We start from the raw sequence: 21,944 nt of genomic DNA, 5'->3' as shown, positions 1-21,944 counted from the left end.
TACGGAGTCTATCTTGTTTGAGCTAACCATTAAAAAAGAAGATCTGCTTACTCCATTGCTTACTGTTTCCGGAGCCGTAGATAAGAAGCAGTCATTGGCTATTTTGTCCCATTTTTTATTAAAATTGTCGGATGGACTTTTATATATTACGGCTACAGATTTGGAAATTGAAATGTCTGCACAAGTGGCATGTGATTCCAATAATACTAGTGGTTCTATTACAGTACCAGCCAAGAAATTCATTGATATTATCCGGTCATTGGATGAAAACGCTTCGCCATCTATCGTTTTTGATAAAGCTTTAGTGACGATAAAACAAAACCGAAGTACATTTAAACTGGCAACTTTGCCTGCTGAGAATTATCCCAGTAGTGAAGATGAATGCAATGATGTCGAGTTGACTATCCCGCGTTTGGTTTTGTTGCAGTTATTGCAATCTACTCATTTTGCTATGTCTCAGCAGGATGTTCGTATATTTTTGAATGGATTATTGCTGGAGTTTGACAGTAATATTATTTCAGCAGTTGCTACTGATGGGCACAGAATGGCTATATCGCGATATTCCTGTAATAATATTGCTCAAGCAAAATTACTTATACCCAAAAAAGGGGTGCAAGAATTATTAAGACTATTGAATTGTATTAATGATGAACATGTTTTGTTGGCTGCGGGAAAATCTCATATTAAGTTGATTACCAATCAATTTGTATTTTTGTCTAAATTAATCGAAGCACGCTTTCCACCTTATACTAAAGCTATACCAAGAGAGCAGGATAAATATATTGTTATTGATTGCGCTACGCTCAAGCGTGCATTATCTCGTATTGTCATTTTAGCTCATGAAAAGTCAAAGGCTGTTTTGTTACATTTACAACCAGGTCAGTTAACTTTAATTGCCAATAATAATGAGCAAGAAGAGGCAGTTGAAACATTGAGTGCCGAAACACAAGGTGATGAACTCAAAATCGGACTTAATGCAACCTATTTGCTGGATGTTTTAACTCACTTTTCTGAAGGTCAAATCAGGTTATCAATGTCTAATACTGAAAGCAGTATTTTAATTGAGTCATTAGTCAACGATAATTATCAATACATTATTATGCCTATGAAAATATGATTTTATCTGAAGTTAGAATTCATAATTTTCGGAATATCGCTTCGACTAGTTTAATCCTAAATCCCAATTTTAATTGTATTACAGGACCTAATGGCAGTGGTAAAACCTCGTTATTAGAGGCTCTTTACATGTTGAGCTGCGCCCATTCTTTTCGGTCTCGTGAAGTAGCTCCAATTATTTCTTATGGTCAAAACCAACTTAATGTTTTTGCCCACGCTTACGACGAAAGCACTATTAGTGTTCAGAAATCTATAACAGATGGCACACAAATTAAATTGAATAACCAGTTTTGTTGTACTACAAGTCAACTAGCCTATGCGCTTCCTTGCCAGGTTATTTACTCTGATGTTTTTCAAATTATTGATGCTGGCCCGTCGGTAAGGAGAAGCTTGCTTGATTGGGGTTTGTTTCACGTGAAACATGATTATTTGAAAATTTGGAAGGATTACAAGCGCATACTTAGCCAACGAAATGCCTTATTAAAATCCAGGGCTACTTATGAATATTTTATTCCTTGGGACCAACAACTAAGTCAATTAGCAAATCAACTGGATAAAGCTAGAAATGACTATTTTTTGCAATGGCAACCTAAATTTTACCAAGTCTTAAGTGATCTAACCAATATATCCTGCACAGTTGAGTATTACAAAGGGTGGGATAGAAAAAATGCAGGGCAGAACATGGAGGAACTGCTTCTGAAATCATTTGATAGTGATAGAAATAAGCTATATACACAATATGGACCCCATCAAGCTGATTTGATAATTAGCACTGAACAATACAGAGTAAAGCATACACTCTCTCGTGGACAACAAAAAATAATTCTAATCGCACTCAAACTGGCTCAAGGTCAGCTATTAGATAAGGATTGCTTATACCTTATTGATGATTTGGCCGCTGAGTTAGATGATTATCACCAGCGAAATTTAATTAAGTATCTGACACAGCAAAAGGGGCAGTTTGTTGTAACGAATTTAATTAACAACAATAATTACGATATCCTGCCAATTGATTCAGGTTTATTTGAAGTGAACTTTGGCGCAATTAAAATTTTATAGCATAGAATGTTTCACGTGGAACACAAATTAATGGAATGAAAAGTTCTCGTTATTAAACAATATCACCATAATGTAAATGCAATATAAAACTATAAAGGTAAACATATGCCATTCTACAAATGGCTCATCAAATGTCATGGCATGAAAATCAAATAAACAAAATGATATTCAAAAAAATCAACGTCAGTAATTCAGAATACACAAGCGTAAAGTTCTCTACTTAAGATATAAACCAGATACAAAAGATGATATAATAGACTCATTGTTAATACCATAATACGGCAAGAGGGCAGCTGATGAGCGTAGACGCCAGTTATGATTCAAATAATATTAAAGTCCTAAAAGGTTTAGACGCAGTAAGAAAAAGACCGGGCATGTATATTGGGGATACAGATGATGGAACCGGTTTGCATCATATGGTTTTTGAGGTTGTAGATAATTCAATAGATGAATCCCTGGCAGGTTATTGCAAGGAAATTTTCGTTACCATTCATATCGATGAATCAATTACCGTTAAGGATGATGGTCGTGGTATTCCTGTCGATATTCATAAAGAAGAAGGAAAATCAGCTGCTGAAGTCATTATGACAGTCCTGCATGCCGGAGGTAAATTTGATGATAACTCTTACAAGGTATCAGGCGGTCTACATGGAGTAGGAGTATCTGTGGTGAATGCCCTTTCTGAAGAGTTGCATTTGCTAGTGCGTAGACATGGAAAAGTGTATGAGCAACACTACAGGCATGGTGTTCCTGAATCTCCTATTACTGAAACTGGAGAGGCCAACTCTACTGGTACACAAATATGGTTTAAACCAAGCGCTGAAACCTTTTCTAATATTGAGTTCCATTACGACATTCTAGCTAAAAGATTACGTGAATTGTCATACCTGAATTCAGGTGTTTGTATTCACTTATTTGATGAAAGAACACAGAAAAAAGACACGTTTCACTACGAAGGCGGTATCAAAGCCTTTGTTGAACACTTAAATAAAAATAAAACACCAGTCCACCCCGTTGTTTTCTCAATGACATCGGAAAAAGACGGCATCGTCATTGAACTGGCAATGCAATGGAATGATGGCTATCAAGAAACCATATTTTGCTTTACTAACAACATCCCGCAAAGGGATGGTGGAACACATATGGCCGGCTTTAGAGCAGCATTAACTCGCACATTAAATAATTACATAGAAAACGAAGGGTATGCTAAAAAGGCAAAAGTATCTCCAACAGGTGATGATGCCCGCGAAGGATTAACAGCTGTTCTTTCAGTAAAAGTCCCTGATCCCAAGTTTTCATCGCAAACGAAAGATAAACTGGTTTCATCTGAAGTAAAACCAGCAGTAGAATCCTGTGTTGCTGAAAAATTTAACGATTTTCTTTTAGAAAACCCTACCGCAGCAAAATCCATCGTAGCAAAAATTATTGATGCAGCAAGAGCTAGAGAGGCAGCGCGGCGTGCTCGTGAAATGACTCGACGTAAAGGGGCTTTGGATATTGCTGGTTTACCAGGCAAATTAGCTGATTGCCAAGAAAAAGAACCATCGCTTTCCGAGTTGTATTTAGTTGAGGGTGACTCTGCAGGAGGTTCAGCAAAACAAGCGCGAGACAGAAAATTCCAGGCTATTTTACCTCTTAAAGGCAAGATTCTTAATGTTGAAAAAGCCCGGTTTGACAAGATGCTTTCTTCTCAAGAAGTAGCCACTTTGATTACTGCATTAGGTTGTGGAATTGGTCCTGATGAATATGATCCAGATAAAGTACGGTATCATAGAATCATCATTATGACAGATGCTGATGTGGATGGGTCTCACATAAGAACTTTACTTCTTACCTTTTTCTATAGACAAACCAGAGAGCTATTGGAACGAAGATATATTTATATTGCACAACCACCTTTATATAAAGTAAAGCGTGGAAAACAGGAGCAATATGTTAAAGATGATGAAGCGTTATTTGATTATCTAACACAGTGCGCGTTGGATGGGGCGACATTTTATCCCGCCAAAGAGGCTCCTCCCATATCTGCTAAATCGCTGGAAGAATTGGTTCAACATTTCAGACGTGTTGAGAAGATTATAAAGCGGTACAAGAGAAGATACCCCAGCGATATACTAAAAAGAGTAGCTTATATGCCAATGCTGCACCAGGAAGATTTTAACAATCTGCCAAAAATTGAAAACTGGTGCAAACAATTACACCTAAGCTTACAACAAGTAGACAGTAAAACAGAACAATACAAAGTAGATATCCAAAAACTTACAGAAGGTAATCAATACACCCCAAAAATTACTGTGTACCAGCATGGCTTGGAAAATGATATTTCAATGCAAGTTGAATTTTTCTTGTCTAAAGATTACAAAGAAATGGCTGATTTAGGACATAAATTATCCAATTTGATAGAGGAAGGCGCCTATATTCAGCGTGGAGATAAATCCTTGCCTGTGGAAAATTTTGAGCAAGTACTTAATTGGCTAATGGATGAAGCAAAAAAAGGACAAACAATTCAGCGCTATAAAGGTCTTGGGGAAATGAATCCCGAGCAGTTATGGGAAACAACCATGGATCCCGAGGTTAGACGAATGTTGCAAGTGAGTATTGAAGATGCTGTAGCTGCAGATGAAATCTTTACTACCTTAATGGGCGACAATGTAGAACCAAGAAGAGATTTTATTGAAACCAATGCCTTAGATGCTGAAAACATTGATATATAAACAAATAGTAATAATAAACTGGAGTGACGTTTGCCCCGCTAGTGGCAAACTCTTTTCTAGCTTATAGCTGATTCACCCAATGACTTAACTTACTTTCCTACTATGATGATGTGTTCAAAAAATGCCTTTTTATTGCTTAAAAGAATAAATTGAAAGAGGTATACTGATGTAAATTAGAGAATAAGTGCTGCATCCTTGCAGCGAAGTACATCCTTTGTACTGGTCCCTTAGTTGACTTCCTGTCAGACATATCCATGTCATCCCTATATGTTTTTAGTATAACCAATTGGCAGTATAAGTCATCGAGTATAATGAGCAGTAATATGTAAGAAATTTCTCAATTAAGAAGTGGCATTGTCTTCGTCATTACTCTCCTAATTTATAAGATTTAGGCTGTTGTTGTGTAATACAGTGGATACCCCCACCACCAGAAAATACATCGAGCGCATCAATTTGTTTAATTTGATACCCTGGAAAAATTTGTACGAATAACTGATAAGCTAATTTGTCAAAAGACTCATATCCAAAAGCGGGCATCACAATACCTTGATTAGCCATGTAAAAATTGATGTACGAGAGTGTAAGCCTTTCTCCATTATGGTAAGTTGGAGGTGGTTGCTCAACAGTATAGACCTCAAATGTTCGTCCTCTGGCATCCTTAGATGATTTGAGAATTTCGAAATTTTCCTGCAAACGATGGTAGTTAGGATCTTGCTTATCCTTGGTAATAAGGCATAACACCTTTCCAGGAGCAACAAATGTTGCTATTTCGTCAACATGACCATCTGTTTCATCACCTATCAATCCCATGTTCAGCCAAATAATACGCTCAGCACCCAGAAAATTAATAAGGTATTGTTCGATTTCCTGTTGAGATAAATGTGGATTTCGATTGGAATTTAACAAGCACTCTTTACTTGTCAAAATAGTCCCCTCACCATCTACATGAAAGGAACCTCCTTCCATGACCAATGGTGCATGGAAGTATTGAGCTTCAGTGCATTTTATTAGATGAGAAGCAATTAAATTATCTAAAGAACAGTCAGCATAATTTCCACCCCAAGCATTATGTATCCAGTCAACTCCGGCAAGCTGTCTTTCATTATTAATTAAAAAGGTAGCGCCGGTATCGCGGGTCCATGAATCGTTAATTGGCAAAGAGATAATTTCAATATTATGGCCTTTGCATAAATTCTCAGCGGAATCTTCATCGCCTGGATTTACTAATAAAGTAACGGGCTCAAATTGAGCTATAGCTTTTGCAACACGTGCATAGGCCATTTTAGCCTTGTCTAGCCCTATTTTGGACCAGGTGTCATGGTGACAGGGCCATGCCATCCAGCATCGTTCATGAGGATACCATTCAGCGGGCATATAAAAACCATATTGTTTGGGTGTTGTATTCAGATTCACTGTGCTATATTTCCATCAAGGTAAGTTAATTGAGAAAAAATACTTCTTAATTCATTTAAGTAAGAAAGTGCCTTCTCCTTAGGAAGTTCAGATTTTATTAATTGCTTTTCATAAGATTGAATTAACTTTTTGGTATCAAAATGGGCTAAATTCAACACGTTTGTTACGGTGTCGCCGCTGACTAAATCATCCAGCTCAAATTGTCCATCATCAGAAAGCTTTACATCTAAAGAATTGGTATCTCCAAACAAGTTATGCAGATTACCCAATATTTCCTGATAAGCACCAACCAGGAAAAATCCGATGTTATAAGGGTTATTGATATCGTATGAAGGGAGCATCAATGTGGTTGTAACGCAGGAGCTTCCAGGGTATTGCTTAATTGTTCCATCTGAATCGCAGGTTAAATCCTGTAGGATACTATGCATACTAAGTGTTCTATTAAGCTGAGAGATAGGGGCTACCGGGAAAATCTGACCAATAGCCCAAGCATCAGGAATAGATTGGAAAAAAGAGATATTACAAAATATCTTGGCAGCCATGCATTCATTGATTCTCATTAGCAAAGCTTTTTCACTTGGATTTTCTTCATCCAGTTTATCTTTTATTTCCATACAAATATTAGTATAAAAAGCTTCTACCTTGGCCTTTTCCTGTAGGCTAATTACCCCATGCTTGAAAAGAGAATGCGCTTCATTAAGCGAATGAGCTGCGTAATTATATATTTCAGTGGGCGAGCTGTCTGTTATGGCTTGATAAGTATCGTAAATATCTCGAATGACATGCGAATCATCTTCCGATATTTTAGGAAGAACAGGCGCTTTATTGATGATCTCTACATCCGTAATATTAGAAACTAATACAGCATGATGAGCTGTTAATGCTCGTCCTGATTCGGAGATAAGATCAGGCTCTGGTATCTCAGCTTCTTGACATAAGTGTTTTAAAGCCAACATGATGTGAGTGGCATATTCGACAAGACTGTAGTTCATTGAGCATCCTTTATTGGATCGAGTCCCCTCATAATCGACACTCAGACCTCCACCCACATCGATGGTACTTATCGGAGCATTGAGTTGACGTAGCTCAATATAGTATCTCGCCACTTCTTGCATGCAATGTCGTATGTCATGGATGTTGGCAATTTGTGAACCTAAATGGCAGTGCATTAGCTGCAAACAATCCAGCATATCATTGGCTTTTAATTGTAAAATCAGTTCAAGTACCTGTTTGGCATTTAGTCCAAACTTTGATTTAACACCGCCAGTATTTTCCCACTTGCCAGCACTCTTGCTGACCAGCCGAATTCGCACACCTAATGTCGGTTTGATTTGAAGGCGGGCAGATTCCTTTAAAATAATGTCCAGCTCAGATTTTTTTTCAATAACAATAAAAACCTTATGACCCATTTGTTGAGCAATAAGCGCTGTACGAATATAACTTGTGTCTTTATAGCCGTTGCAAACTATAGTACTCTGATGGTCACCCAGCATACCTATAACCGCCATCAATTCAGGTTTGCTGCCAGCCTCCAGACCTATCTGATTATCAGGCGATTTTAACAATTCCCGTACCACACTTTGTTCCTGGTTTACTTTAATTGGATAAACCAGCTGATAATTACCGGCATAATAAGTGTCTTCTCGAGCTTGGGTGAACGCCTGATATATTCTATGGACTCTATCATGAAGAATATCACTACAACGGATCAATAAAGGCAAATGCAAGCCAGCACGGTCAGCTGCATCAACGATAGTTTGCAGTTCAACACCCGGTTTGCCGGGTTTTTTACTGATTTCAATATTTCCCTTGGAGTTAATTCGGAAGTATCCCTCGCCCCAATTTTCTATGTTGTAAAGATTGTCATCTGATAGAGTATTATTGTTCATTCTAACGTTCCAAAGAGGATTAACGGGATTTGACTAATTCATGATAAGTTTCAGGCTCTCGTTGTTGGGGAAATGGGAATAATCGCCCCCACAATTCACGTTGGCTAAAATCCAGTTCAGCAACCAATACGGCAGGTTCATTACGCGGTGCCTGAACTAAAATTTCGCCCATAGGGGTACTGATAAAGCTGCTTCCGTAAAAACTTAAACCATCTTCACACCCAATCCGGTTGACCGCAATAATGAAGGTGTTGCTCATTATTCCTTGTGCTACCATAACTTTTTGCCACATGGGTTGGCTATCAAATCCTGGCGCAGTCGGTTCCCCTCCAATCGCTGTGGGATAGACCAAAATTTCAGCTCCTTTTAGTCCATAAATTCTTGATAATTCCGGGAACCATTGGTCATAGCATGTTGGTAATCCCAAGTGGTGACCAGCAATGGTATGGACAGGGTAATTGGAATCGCCTGGCTTGAAGTAAAAGTTTTCATGATATTTTTCACCACTGGGGATATGTTGCTTTCTGGTAACAGCAATCAATTCTCCTTGGGGATTAAAAGCGACTGCGGTATTGTAACCAGCTTTTTCAAAAAGCGATGCAGTAATATGAATTTGATTCGACTTCGCCATTTGGCTAACAAATTGAGCAGTGGGACCAGTGGCGATATCCTCCATATAAGGGGAGGGATCGACGTCACTACGTGTGCAGAAATAAGGACTTAAGGTAAGCTCTTGTAAACAAACGAGTTTTGCTCCTTGCTGGGTGGCTGAAAATATTCCAGAAGCCAGTTTATCTTGATGCTCTTTAGGATTTTCATACCATTGTTCCTGAACCAGTGCGACCGTTAGTTTGTTTTCTTTCATTAGAGTTCCCAATAAATGATGTTAAGTAATTTTTATCTCGAATTCGAATGGCTTACTATTGTTTAAGTTAAATCATCGACCCAGATTAAAAATCCGGCTATGTTATCAAAAAAAGCTCTCTTTGTACTAGCATTAATTTCAATTCACTGCTCATTTTGGCTGTTACCAATTACTAATGAATTTTCAGAATGGCAGCTATTCTGAACGTGGTGAAGGCTCGCGATTATCGATTAAAAGCGAATCCTTCCTTTCATTTAGGACAGCACATTTCGTTTTTCCTTGATTTTTTGTGAGGTAAGGGGCTTGTATTGTTTTAAAGCTAAAAAAGTAAACTTGTTCAATAGTTTTTCTGTCCGAATCATTTATTAAGTTTAAAGCGGCGTTCAATTCTTAATTTATGGCTTTAACTCGAGCAGATTGCAATAAGTCAATGAATTTATGAGAAATATTAACATGAATTATTGCTACATGATGTGTAAAGAATGGGTAAAAAAGTGTAAAGTTGCCCTTAACCAAGTAAGGGCAAAAGTTATGGCTGTTTTACTTGCCAAATAACCCACAAAAACTAGTCCAGCAATTCTGTTTCTCGTCTTCTTCTTCAGAATCTGAGACAATGGGTTCCATCTGAGAGTTTTTCTTCTTGTGTTCTCCTGTTTGTTCTTTAAATAAAACGTTTCTGTTGCGTAAACTGGTTGGTGATTCTTGCTTTGGTATAATTTCTTCAGTAGATGGCAAGACAACGGGAGTGGGCTTTGTCAGGCAAGTCTCTTCTTTAGGCACCATGGCACTGGCTATTATTCTGAAAGGGCTTGATTGCTCGTGAGCTGCTCCATTGATCATTTCCAGTTTTCTACTGATATCTGAGCGTACTTTAGCATCCAGCTTAGCTAATTTTTCTCCGATAGCTTGTTCATGGCCTTTTAATAATTCCGGGAATAAAATTGCAAACTCAAGGCATAAATCAACGCTAAAATCTCGGCTACTGAAAAATTGTTCTGGATTATCACCTAATAGATTGCGCTCTATATCCCTTATTAATGCAAAAGCAGATTGGACTTTTATCGCAAGTTCACTATCCTCGGCACAAAAACCTTTAATTTTCATTACTACATCAGTGCGATTTTCAGCAGGGGTTCTCAGTGCAAGTTTTCCAGCAATGGAAGATTCTTTATCATTAATTACATTGAATAAACTTGCAAATTCGATGCAAGAATCGATCTTGAATTCACGGCTTGAGAAGAATTGATCAGGCCTTTCACCTAGCAATAGTCGCTCTATGTCTCTGCGAACGGCAAAAGCGTGGCCGACTTTAGCGGCAAACAGAGACTGTGGGAAAATATTGTTGATATTTTGAGATACTCGGGAACGATCTTGAGCAGGAGTTGTTTCAGCCAGTCTCAATGCAATTGCGATTTCATTGTTAGTTAATACATCGATAGCCAATTTATTAAAATTATTAAATAGCTCACCATCAAATTCCTTCTCCAATATCATGGAATGAGGGTTTTTATTGCGCGGATCGAGCAAGGAAATGATTCTTTTTTTTACCTGATAAGCCTGGAATAAAAAGGAATGAAAGGTATCGCTATCATCTTGTGGCATTCTTGCTGCTTCAATGGCATGAGCAAAATCTTTTAATTCATTAACGGGACACTCCAAAACCAGGCGGCTGGCTAAAACTAATTTTTCATCATTGGTTAATTTGTTTAGCTCTTCGCGGTTTTCCGCCAGTGCGTCACCATTGCCAAGTACTTCGTAGGGGTGCTCTAATCCTTTTAATTCATCGCAAGTAAACGTCATTAAAATCTCCTTATTAACTCATCAGTAGCCTGATTCTAGATGTGCAAAAATATTTTGATTGACTATATTAACGAATTCAAACCACGCTGTCATGAAAATATACTAAAGTTTTATTATAGGGTGTCGAATAAATAGTTAGATACCCGTTTTTGCCTTTAAAAATTACAATAACAACAAGGAGTAGGCAATGTCTAAAAATCATTTGCTACAAGACCCTTTCCTAAATGAATTGCGCAAGGAAAAGGTACCTGTTTCAGTGTTCCTGGTCAATGGTATTAAATTGCATGGGATAATCGATTCTTTTGATCAATATGTTGTGATGCTTAAAAACTCCATTACCCAAATGGTTTATAAACACGCCATTTCAACAGTTGTTCCTTCTCGAATGGTCAAAATTCCTGCTGAGGAAAGCTCTGGTGAGGAAGAAGGAACTGTGGCAGACTAATCAATTTCTTGTTTGGGGATTTGGTAGTGTTTGAACGTCCACAAGGCGGTGAGCGAGCTGTTTTGGTGCAGTTAGGTCTTCCCGGGGTTGATGCTGATAAGGCATTGGCTGAGTTTGAAGAGTTAGCTCTTTCGGCGAAGGCTGAGGTGTTGGATTGTGTATTAGGTGCCCGAGCTACTCCCGATGCCAAATATTATGTTGGGAAAGGTAAGGCTGAAGAAATAGCTCATTTGGTAAACATGCTCGATGCGGATTTAGTGTTAGTCAATCATGAGCTATCGCCTTCTCAAGAGCGGAATCTCGAGCGATTATTTGGATGTCGAGTTGTCGATAGAAGTGGCTTGATTCTTGATATTTTTGCTCAGAGAGCTCGTACTTTTGAGGGTAAACTTCAAGTTGAGTTAGCCCAATTGCAGCATTTATCAACAAGGCTTATTCGTGGATGGACCCATTTGGAAAGGCAAAAAGGAGGGATTGGTTTAAGAGGCCCAGGAGAAACCCAATTGGAAACGGACCGGCGTTTGTTAAGAGAGCGCATTCGTTATATCAATAAGCGATTGGAAAAAGTACGCTGCAGCCGTGATCAAAACAGGCAGGCCAGGCGGAAGGCGTCCATGCCTACTGTTTCTCTAGTGGGGTACACCAATGCCGGAAAATCCACTTTATTCAATGTTTTAACAGGGGAACACACTTATGTGGCTGATCAATTGTTTGCAACCTTGGATCCGACGATGCGTAAATTGGAATTGCCAGGGTCCTCAGCAGCAATTTTAGCAGATACAGTAGGGTTTATTCGAGATCTTCCCCATCAATTGGTAGAGGCATTCCGTGCTACTTTAGAGGAAACCCAACAAGCTGATCTATTACTGCATGTCATTGATATTTCTGACCCGAATTGGCGAGAGACGGTTTTTGAAGTACAAAAGGTGTTAGATGAATTAAAGGTTAGTAATATCCCGGTAATTCAAGTGTTTAATAAAATTGATTTGCAGGAAGGTTGGCAACCAAAAATTGATTATACTGAGGATTCTTGCAAGGTCTGGTTATCAGCAACAACCGGCGCTGGTCTGGATCTTCTAAAAGAGGCAATAGCAACTCAATTGCATGGTATGATTTTAATTGAGGATATTGTAATTAAGCCTGAACAGGCAAAATTACGAGCCCAATTATACCAATTAGGCGCTGTACTTAAAGAGTCTGTAGATGAAAACGGCGATTGGTTAATGAAAATTAGAATAACGGCTGATCAAAAACGACGATTGCTTTCATGAATAATCAAGTCAGGCCACGGGGCGATAGAATCTATTCCAGACTTGATAAATTCACAAGAAAATCTTTAACTTATTGACCAAAAATATAATTTTTATTTATTCTCTTAGGAGGTCCTATTCTCTGTAATGACTTTTTCTAATGTTTTTGCCGTTTGTCCCCCGTATAATTTTTTAATCAATTGCCCCTTTGGGTTAAATACAAAAGTTACAGGCACTCCTGTAATGTCTCCTAATTGTAAATCCTGAGCCGGATCCTTTAACAAATTAGGGTAGTTAATATTAAATTTTTTAATTAGTAATTTTTGCTCTGGTAAGGGAAGAGCATCGTAATTGACTGCGTATAGGGCTACTGCCTCATTTTTATGGTTTTTGTAAAAGCGATTAAATTCAGGGATTTCATCGACACAGGTTTCACACCAGCTTGCCCAATAGTTGATAAAAACCCATTTTCCTTTAAGTGATGAAAAAGGAATATTGTGGCCAAAGGTGTCTTTTAAAAGGGCTTCTGCATGAGTAGAGAAGGGAGCAATTGCTAAAACCAGCAGGTATATGAATGTAGATATTAAGCGCTTCATGATCACCTCTTGAATAGTCAAAATTGTTTACGGTTATTATCGTTAGCCAAATTGGACATAAGAAAATGCATGTATTTGCTTATGTCCAATTTACTAACTTTAAGACAGATGAAATGGGTTATTAAAAATTAAATAGTAACAATAGGCCACTAGTTTATCAGGAAACAATCAGACTCCCAAATTCAACCGGACCTCTTCTTCCTCTTGAATGGCCGAATGGGTTTGTTTTGCTCCCAAAATACTGTGTTTCTTTAACCCATCCAAAATATCCAGTGAGTCTTTACTATTACGCCAGCTCGTTTTTGTTCGCCAATCGAATACAGTTGGTTCGCTTTCCGGAAGGCATGATGGTGTGGGGATGGGGGCTCGTTGCGGATTTCTGCGTTTTTCATCTGCGATAATTTCGGCGAGCTTTTCATCGGAAACAGGCATAACCGAGCCGTCATAGAGATAAGGAAAGAGGCGTAATTTGGTAACTAATTTAAAGGCAGCCCATTTACTGGTTAGCTCTTTATACCCATATTTTTCAGGGTTTTCTCTGAGTGCTTCGTATTCAGAAGGAGAAATTATGTGAATTTGACTGAGATTGTTGCGGTAATATACTTTTCCTTTACTTAAAACCAGCAATGGTTGATGTTGTCTTGAGTTAAAATCAACGTCGGGCATATGCACCAAACCACCGAAATCTTTTTGCTCCGGTATTACACTTCCTGATAATACTTGATTGATGTCTTTTAATGATGCGGTCATACCGTTTAGGCAAGCTAAACGGTTAAATTGATTAAGGCAGGTATCAAATTTCCCATCCCCACGCGCTCGAGATGGAGCCTCTGTTGTATTAGGGGTTGGATCATAGGGTCTGACTGTATAAAGTCCAACACGATTTACTTCATCATGAAGATTATTAGCCAGGATATTGCCCCATACTCCGAATCGCTCTTTTAATACGACACGTAAATCGCCAATCATGGACATATGTCCTGTAGCAAAATGATCAGAATAGTAGTGAAAAGTAAATAGCTCTATAGAATAAGCTTGGGCGTGATAGCGATTCGCCAAATCAAGCAGGGTATTGCTTGAAAGAGTTTCATTTTTATTTTGTAAGGAGATTTTTAAAGCACTCAAATCAGGGTTATCTGATTGATAATTTCTGTCGCTAGCCAATTGTTTTAATTCGTAGGATAAATGTGCATATCTCAATGCGATAGCGTGACCCAAGATATAAACTCGAATAGACCATGGCGTAAAATGAGTTTGGTTCCGAACAAGCATTTCCCCATAGTCTTTAACGCGAAAATAATACATCAGTTGTTGAGCATATAAATTCAACGTAGGCGAAAAGGGCACATAGTTAGCATTATTAATGGAATAAATGCGATCAATTTCTTTTCGAGTAACATCAGGAGCAGCCAGGTTATTGTAAGCTGTAATTAAAGCATTCTCTTCTTTAGGATCTATAGGTTTGCGAATGAGGTGTTTTCCCAATTCTGCCGGGGAGTTAAAGAGCCCGCATTTGGGTAGATCCAAATCCATAGTCCAATTAGCCTGCGTAAAGTAGTCACCCGCCATGGCAATAATTTCGCCAGCGGACATTTCCAACTCCATTGGTTCAGGTAGGTTATTTTCACCGAATCGTTGAAGCCGCAGATGGAGCACGCCAAACGCATCTATTCGTAAATATGGATTGCCGTCGATTTTATCCATGAGCAAACCATTGCCCAGCTCTGTATGTTCCGTTGTGTTCATAAATTCTGCTCCTATCCTTAGAGTCTATTTTCATCATATCCTTGATAACTGAACGTGCCAATAGTTTAAATAATACTAATTCAATTAGGAAACCATACTATTTTGAACTATCTTAATATAAGACAGTAATTAATGAGTAATTAAGATGAAAGCAATAGAAGTAGAGCAGTTAATCCAGGGAACATTAATACGCGAAGGTGGAGGAGTTAAATTACGTCGCTATATAGGAGCTGATAAAACCAATCACTTTGAACCTATACTGCTTTTTGATTATTTTGACAGCTCAGATCCATTGGATTATCTAGCCGGGTTTCCGCCTCATCCGCATCGCGGATTTGAAACAATTACCTATCTGATGGAGGGAAGCATTACCCATGAAGACAATAAAGGTAACAAAGGAGTAATAAACGCAGGTGGTGTGCAGTGGATGACTGCAGGAAAAGGGATTATTCATTCGGAAATGCCTTCGTCTTCAACGGGCCGGTTGCATGGTTTGCAGTTGTGGTTAAATTTGCCTGCTGCAGAAAAATGGCGAGAACCTCGTTATCAGGAAAAATCATCGGATCAACTACCTATTGAAGTCATGGAATCAGGTGCAACCATCAAAGTAATAGCAGGAAGAATTGATCAAGGATTAAGTTCACCCATTGTTGAAATCGCGACCCGGCCTTTGTTTCTAGACATCACCCTCACTGCAAATGCAACTATTCAACAAACGATTCCTGATGATTATCAGGCTGTTCTTTTTGTCATTGAAGGTGCTGTGAATATAGGAGGACAGCAAATTACCGCAGGGAATTTAGCCAGCCTGACAAACGGTGAAAGAATACAAATAGAAGGCAAAGGCAATGAAAATAGAAATCATTGTTTACTGATAGCTGCAGCTAAACTTCATGAGCCTATTGTTCGCTATGGTCCTTTTGTAATGAATACTCAAGAAGAAATTATGCAGGCAATACATGATTTTCGTACAGGACATTTTTAGTTGCTTATTGTGTTGATTTTAACCGGATAATTAAAACTATTCAGAATGATCTTCATATATTATCTTGGTTGCTCAAAGGATTATGAGTACAATGTGAATGATTAAACACATATGATTTCTGCGAAACTTATTTAACGTGAATTATGGATACGTTATCTTGAATCGTTCGGGCTGAGGAGGCATTTATGCCGTCTCGAAGCCTTGTATGGAATTTAATGTTTCGTGCCAAGGCTTCGAGACGATGCTTACGCATCTCCTCAGCCCGAACGAACCCGGGATATTGACAGCTTCTTATATAATCCTTATCCATAACCCACGTTATTTAATAACGATGTATTTATCAATCTGATTTTGAACAGTGTCATTAACCGGCATCAAGTATTCCCAACACTTCAGCCAGGATGCGATGGTTAACTAAAGTGAAAAAGGAGTTTTTATGAGTTTGGAAGTGGAGTCTAAACCGCACGGTAATAATCCTTATGCTAATCGGTTTGATAACTTACCCCTCAAGGCTCAGGGACGTTTCCCTCGTGTGGCTTATGTGCTTCAAGGCGGTGGATCTTTGGGAGCCTATCAATTTGGTGTGGTTAAAGGGCTTCTTGAAGCAGGGTATGAACCGGACTGGATTGCAGCAACCTCTATTGGTGCCATACAAGCGGCGATTATTGTAGGAAATCCTCCAGAAAAGCGTATTGAAAAACTCGAAAGATTTTGGGATGAAATTGCCCCGGGTAATTTTTTCGATTTTTTAGGTGAATCTGATATCACTTTAGATTTTTATAATAAGTTAAGTGCCGCTTGTGCTTTATTATTTGGCCAGCCTGAGTTTTTTTTTCCAAAATGGTGCACTGGAACAATTCCTTTATGGGGTGATCCAACGACTCTGAGCTATTATGATACGACTCCTCTTCGCAAGACATTGCTCGATCTTATTGATTTTGAATTGCTAAATTCCTGCCCCATTCGCTTAAGTCTTGGTGCTGTTCAAATCAGCAATGGCCATTTAATCTATTTTAATAATATCAATTATCGTATAGAAGTGGAGCACATTATGGCAAGTGCTGCTTTACCTCCGGGCTTTCCTGCAGTTAATATCGATGGAGAATTGTATTGGGATGGTGGTGTGCACTCTAACACCCCATTAGAAGTTATTCTGGAGGCCATTCCTGCAGAAAACACCTTGTGTTTTCTAATTGATTGTTTTGGTGGGCGATCGTTTATTCCCAAAAGCATGAGTGAAATTGAAGAGAGAAGAAAAGACATTTCATATGGAACTCATGCTCAACGTACTATTTACAATTATTTGCAGAGACAAAAAATGCGAAACTCAATGATGGAATTAAGCCGTATTTTAACGGATCAACAAAAGAGGGAGAGCGCTCATTTGTTAGATATTGGAAGCCCTCATCATTGTACCTTGGTTCATTTGGCTTACAGTTCAAGAATAGTAAAAGCGGCTTCGAAGGACTACAACTTTGGCCGAGTAGTTATTAAGAAGCGAATGGAATCTGGGTATTCAGATGCCAAGGCTGTGCTGGCAGAAGAATCTCAATGGGGTTATTTACCCAAGGATGGAAAAAGCAGATTATATGAGTCACCTAACAATCTTTCTCGATTGTTTCGAAAACGGAAAAAAGAGGTATTTTAGTTTTAATGCCGAAAAAGGGAGAGCCTTGTCCTGGGGTTTCTCTCTTTGAGAGATAAACTGATGTTGTATTATAGAGTCATCATCAAAGAGGCGCTGCATTGTGAAAGAGAAGTTTGCCACATGGTATAAAATAGTAACTAAACATATCCGGTTTTTCTTTAGTTATTCTATCCCTATGTTTTTTAAAAAGGTCAAAAATTACATTAATCTTCCCATCATTGTCGTTGGCTTGGCTCTTATTATTGGTCTTTTTCATTTATTTTCCTATTTGATCCCTTTCACTGACAATGCGTTTGTTGTTACTAATGTTACTCCTGTAGCTGCTGATGTATCTGGTTTTATTACTGAAATCTATGTAAAGAATGGCCAAAAAGTAAAGAAGAACGATCCTATATTTAGCGTTTACAGGGTTCCTTATGAGTTGGCTTATCAGCAAGCAATGGCTGATTACAAGGAAGGATTAAAGAAAATAGACGTGTTTCAAAAGCAGATTGAAAGAACGGTTGCTTTGATTAAAGCAACGGACGCTGAGCTTGAAAAAGCGCAGTTTGCTCTTGGCCTAAAAAAAAATAAGAACGTGGCCGAAGCAGTATCTGTTCTTGAATTAAAAAATCTTGGTTATGATGTTTCTACTTTAAGTAATAAAAGAAATGCTCTGCAACAGGAAGTGGCGGTTTTGCAAGCCAAAATTGAACAACAAAGACATACCGTCGCCAGCCTTAAGGCAAAAATGGATAATGCGAAGGTTAATCTTGATTTAACCATTGTCAGAGCTCCTGGTGATGGAGTGATAGATAATATGTATGTCTCTCCAAATACCCCTATCGAGATCCATAAACCGGTGTTTTCTTTTATAGATACTGCAAATTATTATATCCAGGCTAATTTTAATGAAACGGACTTACGCAATGTACGTCAAGGTGATAAAGCATATATCATTTTACGCATGTATTATTTTGACAAAATATTTCATGGGGTTGTTGTCAACTCGTTATGGGCTGCTGAACGACAAAGCACTGCTCCAAAGAGCCAAATTCAGGTTGTTACAAATCAAAATGAATGGCTGTTGCTCCCTCAGCGATTTCCATTACAAATCAAGATATTGGATCCCGACCCTGACTATCCTTTAAATCCTGGTGCCAGTGCTTATGTTTATATCTCAACTAAAAGATAAGCTCGCATCCTACGATAGGTATAAAGAACATCGTATTAATGGACTAAAAGCAGTATTTGTTTTGGAACTGATGATTATATTTTACTTTTTTTCTTCCATTGACAATCCGTATTTCTATTATTTTTATGCCCCAATCACATGTTTTACTGTGGAGGCGGCGGGAACAACCCTAAAAGAGAAGTACTTGCTTTTACTCTATACCCTTTTAGGGAGCATACTCTCTATATTCTTATTCGGCATAATTTCCGTATACAATGTGTTTTTTATTTTTTTCGTTTTTTTCTATACCTTGGCTCTTTATTTCCTCGTGCTTCACCATTTTAAAAAAATGCTTGTTATTGTTCCATTGATGCTAAGTTTGGCATCCTATTCCCTGATTTATGGCGTGGAAGCAGATAGCAATTTTTATATTGCCATTAATAATGCTTTATACACATTGGCAGCCATGGCGATAATCTTCGCTGGATTATTTATTTTTCCCAAAAAGTATTATTTTGATATTTGGGAGTGTGCCTTTCTCGAAGTCATTACCGGCCTGGAATCTCTATCTGCAAAAATTTGTACGGGAGAAGTTAAAACTATCGCTATTTTTTCGGGCATTATTGTGATGGAGCGTTATTCCAAAATGCTGCCAAGAAATATTAAGTGCTACAGTATATTAAAGATAACCATTTTATCTTTTGAGCTAATCTTGACCATGTCGTACTTGCTGTCTTTTCAAAAGCAACTGCGTAAGGAATACGTTATTGTTTTACATCATTATCTTGAACGTCTTTGTCAATCCTGTAAAGCGAAGCAACCACTGATACTCTCTGACCAGGAGCTGCCTGCATTTAAAGAAACGCATGAGTTGGAAGTTTTGTATCAATTAATTTTAAGTTGGAATTACTTATGCGCCGATGGTTAAGAGTACAGGCCTTTTCTTATCTTGAGCTGCGCTCTATTCAGATCAGTACGGTCTTTGCGTTTACTATTTTTGTCCAGGAATGGTTGCGTTATCCGCGGGCCGGGTGGACGGGCTTTGCTGTCATGATGATTTATGCCGGTTTTGACAATGGAACAACCATATTCAGGACATATCATCGTTTTTTAGGAGTGCTTTTAGGTTTATTTAGCGGCTATTTATTGTGGTTTATAGGTCATCTGGATTATCGAACCTTAATTCTGATTATGCCTTTAATGGTTTTTTTCGCGTTTTTTCTAGTAGGGAGAGCCTACAGTGTTCCCACTGTATTTACGGTCAATGTGTCAGTAATTGGTTCCGGTTACTTTAGTACGGAAGATACCCTTCCAGTCACCTATTTTATTTTCGATTATACTCTTTGCACGTTGATCGCCTTTACTATTATTCTAGGTTTTGAATATTTTTGGTTTAGGCATTATGGATTGATGCAACGATTTATCAAAAGTACTCAGGCTGAAGTGATTGATGATCTATACAGGCTGGTTCGTTTGTTAAATCAGGGTAAAATAAAAAAAACAGAATGGTTCCAAGCTTGTATCAAGTTGACTGACAGCTTGTTTGAGGTCAATAAGCTCATAACAAATTCTCAGTTTTTAACCAGTTCAGAACATGCTGTCGGGGACGGATTTAATCAGTTTGTAGAATTGGCTAATCGTATTTTCATTGGCCTGAAAGCCTTATATGTGGCTTATTATACTAAACATTATCATACGTTTGATTATTATCAACTATTTCAACAGGTTCAAAAAGATTTGGTGCACTTAAAAGATTTTGTTGCAGGGGAGCAAACAATTGATCTTAATGAGGGAGTAAAGCATGCTACGTCCGGTTAAAATCATTTTATTATCAGTCTTTTTAGTCGGATGTTATAGTGAGCCTTATCACAGACCCCATGTTGAAGTGATTAATAAATGGTCGGTAAAAGACAAGAATGTTAAAAATATCGATAGCAAGAATATTCCTTACATAGCCTGGTGGCGTGATTTTAAAGACCCCGTTCTCAACCAGTTGATTGAAAGAGGATTGATTTCCAATACAAGCCTTGGCATGTCAAGAGGAAGCATTGAAGCGGCAGAGGGAGAGCTTAAAAAAATTCGTTATCAGTGGGTGCCTACCCTCGATCTTATGACTGGTTATTCAAGAAATCCGGCAACTGGTTTTCCCGGCGTTTTGATTGTTTTTATTCCTAACTATACAATAAATATCATCAATCAAATAAGAGAGCAAAAAAGGGCAAAATATACTCTTGCACAGGTAAAAGCAGAAGACGATGCTCTCAAACTAACAATTATTTCTCAAATAGCAGCAAGTTATTTCACCTATCTTGCAGAAATAGAACGCAAAGAATTTTTACAGACATTAGCCAATGATCTAACTCAGTTGGCAAAGGTTGCCAGTAAAGTTTACCAAGGAGGATTAAGTTCTGAAATTGAGCAGGAAGAGTTGTATAGCCAGGTCAATTTGATACAAGGCGAACTCGAGGTAACAGAGCGTAATATCGTTATAAGTCGCAATGCTCTCCGGTATTTACTAAACCAAAATCCAGGCGAAATAAAAACAGTCAAAAAATTATTACAACTTAAAAATCATAATTTAATACCTGGTTCTTTACCGTTAACAGTTCTTGAAAATCGGCCTGATATGCAAGTAGCTGAAAACCGTTTGCGTGCTTCACATGAAGGAATTGGCGTTGCGGAAAGTAATCTTTTACCTACTATACAATTAGATTATATTGGTGGTTTGGCTGCTGGAGATAGCCGCTACGCATTACCGAAAAAAACGGTGAAATTTAATGATCAATTGTTGAAAGCCCCCATTATTGATATGCCTGTTTTAGGTGCAGTAGCCAAGGCTAAAGGCGTAAATAAGGTTTCTTATTATAATTATATTGATACTTTACAAAAAGCATTAAGAGATACGACCAATGCCTTATCAGAAAATGAGCGTTTAACCAATAAGCTCAAACAAACTGCGTCGGCTCAAAAACATTTGGCAAAAGCGTATAATTTGAACGACAGGTTATATCAGACAGGTATTCAAAGTTATATAGAAACCTTAAATAGCAAAATTTCGCTCGATAAAATCAACATCAGTTTAAATCAGGATAAATTGCAAGAGCTACTAAGCATTGTACGTTTATATCAAGAACTGGCTGGAGGTTATCGCGCCAAATTAGAGTCTGAAATAAAGTCTTCAGTCTGAGCAAACAGAACTCTGTTATAAATTATTAATTACGAATAGGGGCGTATTTCATTTTTCATAGTACCCAGCTTATCTTCT

The 21,944-nt window shown here is 38.1% G+C and carries 17 protein-coding genes; 11 read left to right on the top strand and 6 right to left on the bottom strand.

The window, feature by feature from the left end:
- Positions 1 to 13: 13 nt before the first annotated feature.
- From dnaN to gyrB, 3 genes are all read left to right on the top strand, one after another.
- Entirely contained in the window at positions 14 to 1,117 is a 1,104-nt protein-coding gene (gene dnaN, locus OQI99_RS11965; protein WP_265732090.1) for a DNA polymerase III subunit beta, read from the top strand.
- Positions 1,114 to 2,175 carry a DNA replication/repair protein RecF gene (gene recF, locus OQI99_RS11960; RefSeq protein ID WP_265732089.1) on the top strand — a complete coding sequence of 354 codons (1,062 nt, stop codon included), beginning with the start codon at positions 1,114 to 1,116 and terminating at the stop codon, positions 2,173 to 2,175. Before dnaN ends, recF begins: the two co-directional genes overlap by 4 nt.
- 296 nt (positions 2,176 to 2,471) lie before the next feature.
- Entirely contained in the window at positions 2,472 to 4,889 is a 2,418-nt protein-coding gene (gene gyrB / locus OQI99_RS11955) for a DNA topoisomerase (ATP-hydrolyzing) subunit B (protein ID WP_265732088.1), read from the top strand.
- Between the two features lie 366 nt (positions 4,890 to 5,255).
- On the opposite strand, the gene OQI99_RS11950 is transcribed toward gyrB, so the two are convergent.
- From OQI99_RS11950 to OQI99_RS11935, 4 genes are all read right to left on the bottom strand, one after another.
- Entirely contained in the window at positions 5,256 to 6,302 is a 1,047-nt protein-coding gene (locus OQI99_RS11950; RefSeq protein WP_265732087.1) for an agmatine deiminase family protein, read from the bottom strand.
- Positions 6,299 to 8,191: a biosynthetic arginine decarboxylase gene (speA, locus tag OQI99_RS11945; RefSeq protein WP_061513992.1), complete on the bottom strand. Its 1,893-nt coding sequence runs from the start codon at positions 8,189 to 8,191 to the stop codon at positions 6,299 to 6,301. The genes OQI99_RS11950 and speA overlap by 4 nt, the downstream gene beginning before the upstream one ends.
- 19 nt (positions 8,192 to 8,210) lie before the next feature.
- Entirely contained in the window at positions 8,211 to 9,056 is an 846-nt protein-coding gene (locus OQI99_RS11940) for a carbon-nitrogen hydrolase (protein ID WP_265732086.1), read from the bottom strand.
- 540 nt (positions 9,057 to 9,596) lie between these two features.
- Positions 9,597 to 10,856 (bottom strand): lpg0008 family Dot/Icm T4SS effector, encoded by a 1,260-nt coding sequence (locus OQI99_RS11935; RefSeq protein WP_265732085.1) that lies wholly within the window; start codon positions 10,854 to 10,856, stop codon positions 9,597 to 9,599.
- A gap of 187 nt (positions 10,857 to 11,043) precedes the next feature.
- On the opposite strand from OQI99_RS11935, the gene hfq reads away from it, so the two are divergent.
- Positions 11,044 to 11,301 (top strand): RNA chaperone Hfq, encoded by a 258-nt coding sequence (hfq, locus tag OQI99_RS11930; protein ID WP_010945771.1) that lies wholly within the window; start codon positions 11,044 to 11,046, stop codon positions 11,299 to 11,301.
- 26 nt (positions 11,302 to 11,327) lie between these two features.
- Positions 11,328 to 12,572, top strand: a complete 1,245-nt coding sequence (hflX, locus tag OQI99_RS11925; protein WP_265732084.1) for a ribosome rescue GTPase HflX — start codon at positions 11,328 to 11,330, stop codon at positions 12,570 to 12,572.
- A gap of 104 nt (positions 12,573 to 12,676) precedes the next feature.
- Here hflX and OQI99_RS11920 read toward each other — a convergent pair whose 3' ends face one another.
- The gene (locus OQI99_RS11920; RefSeq protein ID WP_265732083.1) at positions 12,677 to 13,147 is read right to left on the bottom strand and encodes a TlpA disulfide reductase family protein; all 471 of its coding nucleotides are present in this window, start codon (positions 13,145 to 13,147) and stop codon (positions 12,677 to 12,679) included.
- Between the two features lie 168 nt (positions 13,148 to 13,315).
- Complete coding sequence (cegC1, locus tag OQI99_RS11915) at positions 13,316 to 14,893, bottom strand: Dot/Icm T4SS effector CegC1 (protein WP_265732082.1); 1,578 nt, start codon at positions 14,891 to 14,893, stop codon at positions 13,316 to 13,318.
- 145 nt (positions 14,894 to 15,038) lie between these two features.
- Between cegC1 and OQI99_RS11910 the strand changes: the two genes are divergently transcribed.
- The 6 genes from OQI99_RS11910 to OQI99_RS11885 all read left to right on the top strand — a co-directional run bounded on the left by OQI99_RS11910 (position 15,039) and on the right by OQI99_RS11885 (position 21,866).
- Positions 15,039 to 15,878 (top strand): pirin family protein, encoded by an 840-nt coding sequence (locus OQI99_RS11910; protein ID WP_265732081.1) that lies wholly within the window; start codon positions 15,039 to 15,041, stop codon positions 15,876 to 15,878.
- 436 nt (positions 15,879 to 16,314) lie between these two features.
- A complete protein-coding gene (locus tag OQI99_RS11905; RefSeq protein ID WP_265732080.1) occupies positions 16,315 to 17,526 on the top strand; it encodes a patatin-like phospholipase family protein in 1,212 nt (403 codons plus the stop codon).
- Between the two features lie 100 nt (positions 17,527 to 17,626).
- A complete protein-coding gene (locus tag OQI99_RS11900) occupies positions 17,627 to 18,700 on the top strand; it encodes an HlyD family secretion protein (protein ID WP_265732079.1) in 1,074 nt (357 codons plus the stop codon).
- The gene (locus OQI99_RS11895; protein ID WP_265732078.1) at positions 18,675 to 19,607 is read left to right on the top strand and encodes an FUSC family protein; all 933 of its coding nucleotides are present in this window, start codon (positions 18,675 to 18,677) and stop codon (positions 19,605 to 19,607) included. Before OQI99_RS11900 ends, OQI99_RS11895 begins: the two co-directional genes overlap by 26 nt.
- Positions 19,592 to 20,497, top strand: a complete 906-nt coding sequence (locus OQI99_RS11890; RefSeq protein ID WP_265732077.1) for an FUSC family protein — start codon at positions 19,592 to 19,594, stop codon at positions 20,495 to 20,497. The genes OQI99_RS11895 and OQI99_RS11890 overlap by 16 nt, the downstream gene beginning before the upstream one ends.
- The gene (locus OQI99_RS11885) at positions 20,481 to 21,866 is read left to right on the top strand and encodes a TolC family protein (protein WP_265732076.1); all 1,386 of its coding nucleotides are present in this window, start codon (positions 20,481 to 20,483) and stop codon (positions 21,864 to 21,866) included. Before OQI99_RS11890 ends, OQI99_RS11885 begins: the two co-directional genes overlap by 17 nt.
- The last annotated feature ends 78 nt before the right edge of the window (positions 21,867 to 21,944 follow it).

Source organism: Legionella sp. PATHC039 (genome assembly GCF_026191275.1).
Lineage (GTDB): Bacteria > Pseudomonadota > Gammaproteobacteria > Legionellales > Legionellaceae > Legionella > Legionella pneumophila.
Note: the sequence above shows the minus strand (reverse complement) of the source record. Positions and strands in the feature narration are given on the sequence as shown.

What these genes read in the sequence shown, in the direction of transcription:
- recF (WP_265732089.1), top strand. Translation starts at nt 1,114, where the DNA reads ATGATTTTATCTGAAGTTAGAATTCATAATTTTCGGAATATCGCTTCG.
- gyrB (WP_265732088.1), top strand. Translation starts at nt 2,472, where the DNA reads ATGAGCGTAGACGCCAGTTATGATTCAAATAATATTAAAGTCCTAAAA.
- speA (WP_061513992.1), bottom strand. Translation starts at nt 8,191, where the DNA reads ATGAACAATAATACTCTATCAGATGACAATCTTTACAACATAGAAAAT.
- OQI99_RS11940 (WP_265732086.1), bottom strand. Translation starts at nt 9,056, where the DNA reads ATGAAAGAAAACAAACTAACGGTCGCACTGGTTCAGGAACAATGGTAT.
- OQI99_RS11935 (WP_265732085.1), bottom strand. Translation starts at nt 10,856, where the DNA reads ATGACGTTTACTTGCGATGAATTAAAAGGATTAGAGCACCCCTACGAA.
- hfq (WP_010945771.1), top strand. Translation starts at nt 11,044, where the DNA reads ATGTCTAAAAATCATTTGCTACAAGACCCTTTCCTAAATGAATTGCGC.
- OQI99_RS11920 (WP_265732083.1), bottom strand. Translation starts at nt 13,147, where the DNA reads ATGAAGCGCTTAATATCTACATTCATATACCTGCTGGTTTTAGCAATT.
- cegC1 (WP_265732082.1), bottom strand. Translation starts at nt 14,893, where the DNA reads ATGAACACAACGGAACATACAGAGCTGGGCAATGGTTTGCTCATGGAT.
- OQI99_RS11910 (WP_265732081.1), top strand. Translation starts at nt 15,039, where the DNA reads ATGAAAGCAATAGAAGTAGAGCAGTTAATCCAGGGAACATTAATACGC.
- OQI99_RS11905 (WP_265732080.1), top strand. Translation starts at nt 16,315, where the DNA reads ATGAGTTTGGAAGTGGAGTCTAAACCGCACGGTAATAATCCTTATGCT.
- OQI99_RS11895 (WP_265732078.1), top strand. Translation starts at nt 18,675, where the DNA reads ATGTTTATATCTCAACTAAAAGATAAGCTCGCATCCTACGATAGGTAT.
- OQI99_RS11890 (WP_265732077.1), top strand. Translation starts at nt 19,592, where the DNA reads ATGCGCCGATGGTTAAGAGTACAGGCCTTTTCTTATCTTGAGCTGCGC.
- OQI99_RS11885 (WP_265732076.1), top strand. Translation starts at nt 20,481, where the DNA reads ATGCTACGTCCGGTTAAAATCATTTTATTATCAGTCTTTTTAGTCGGA.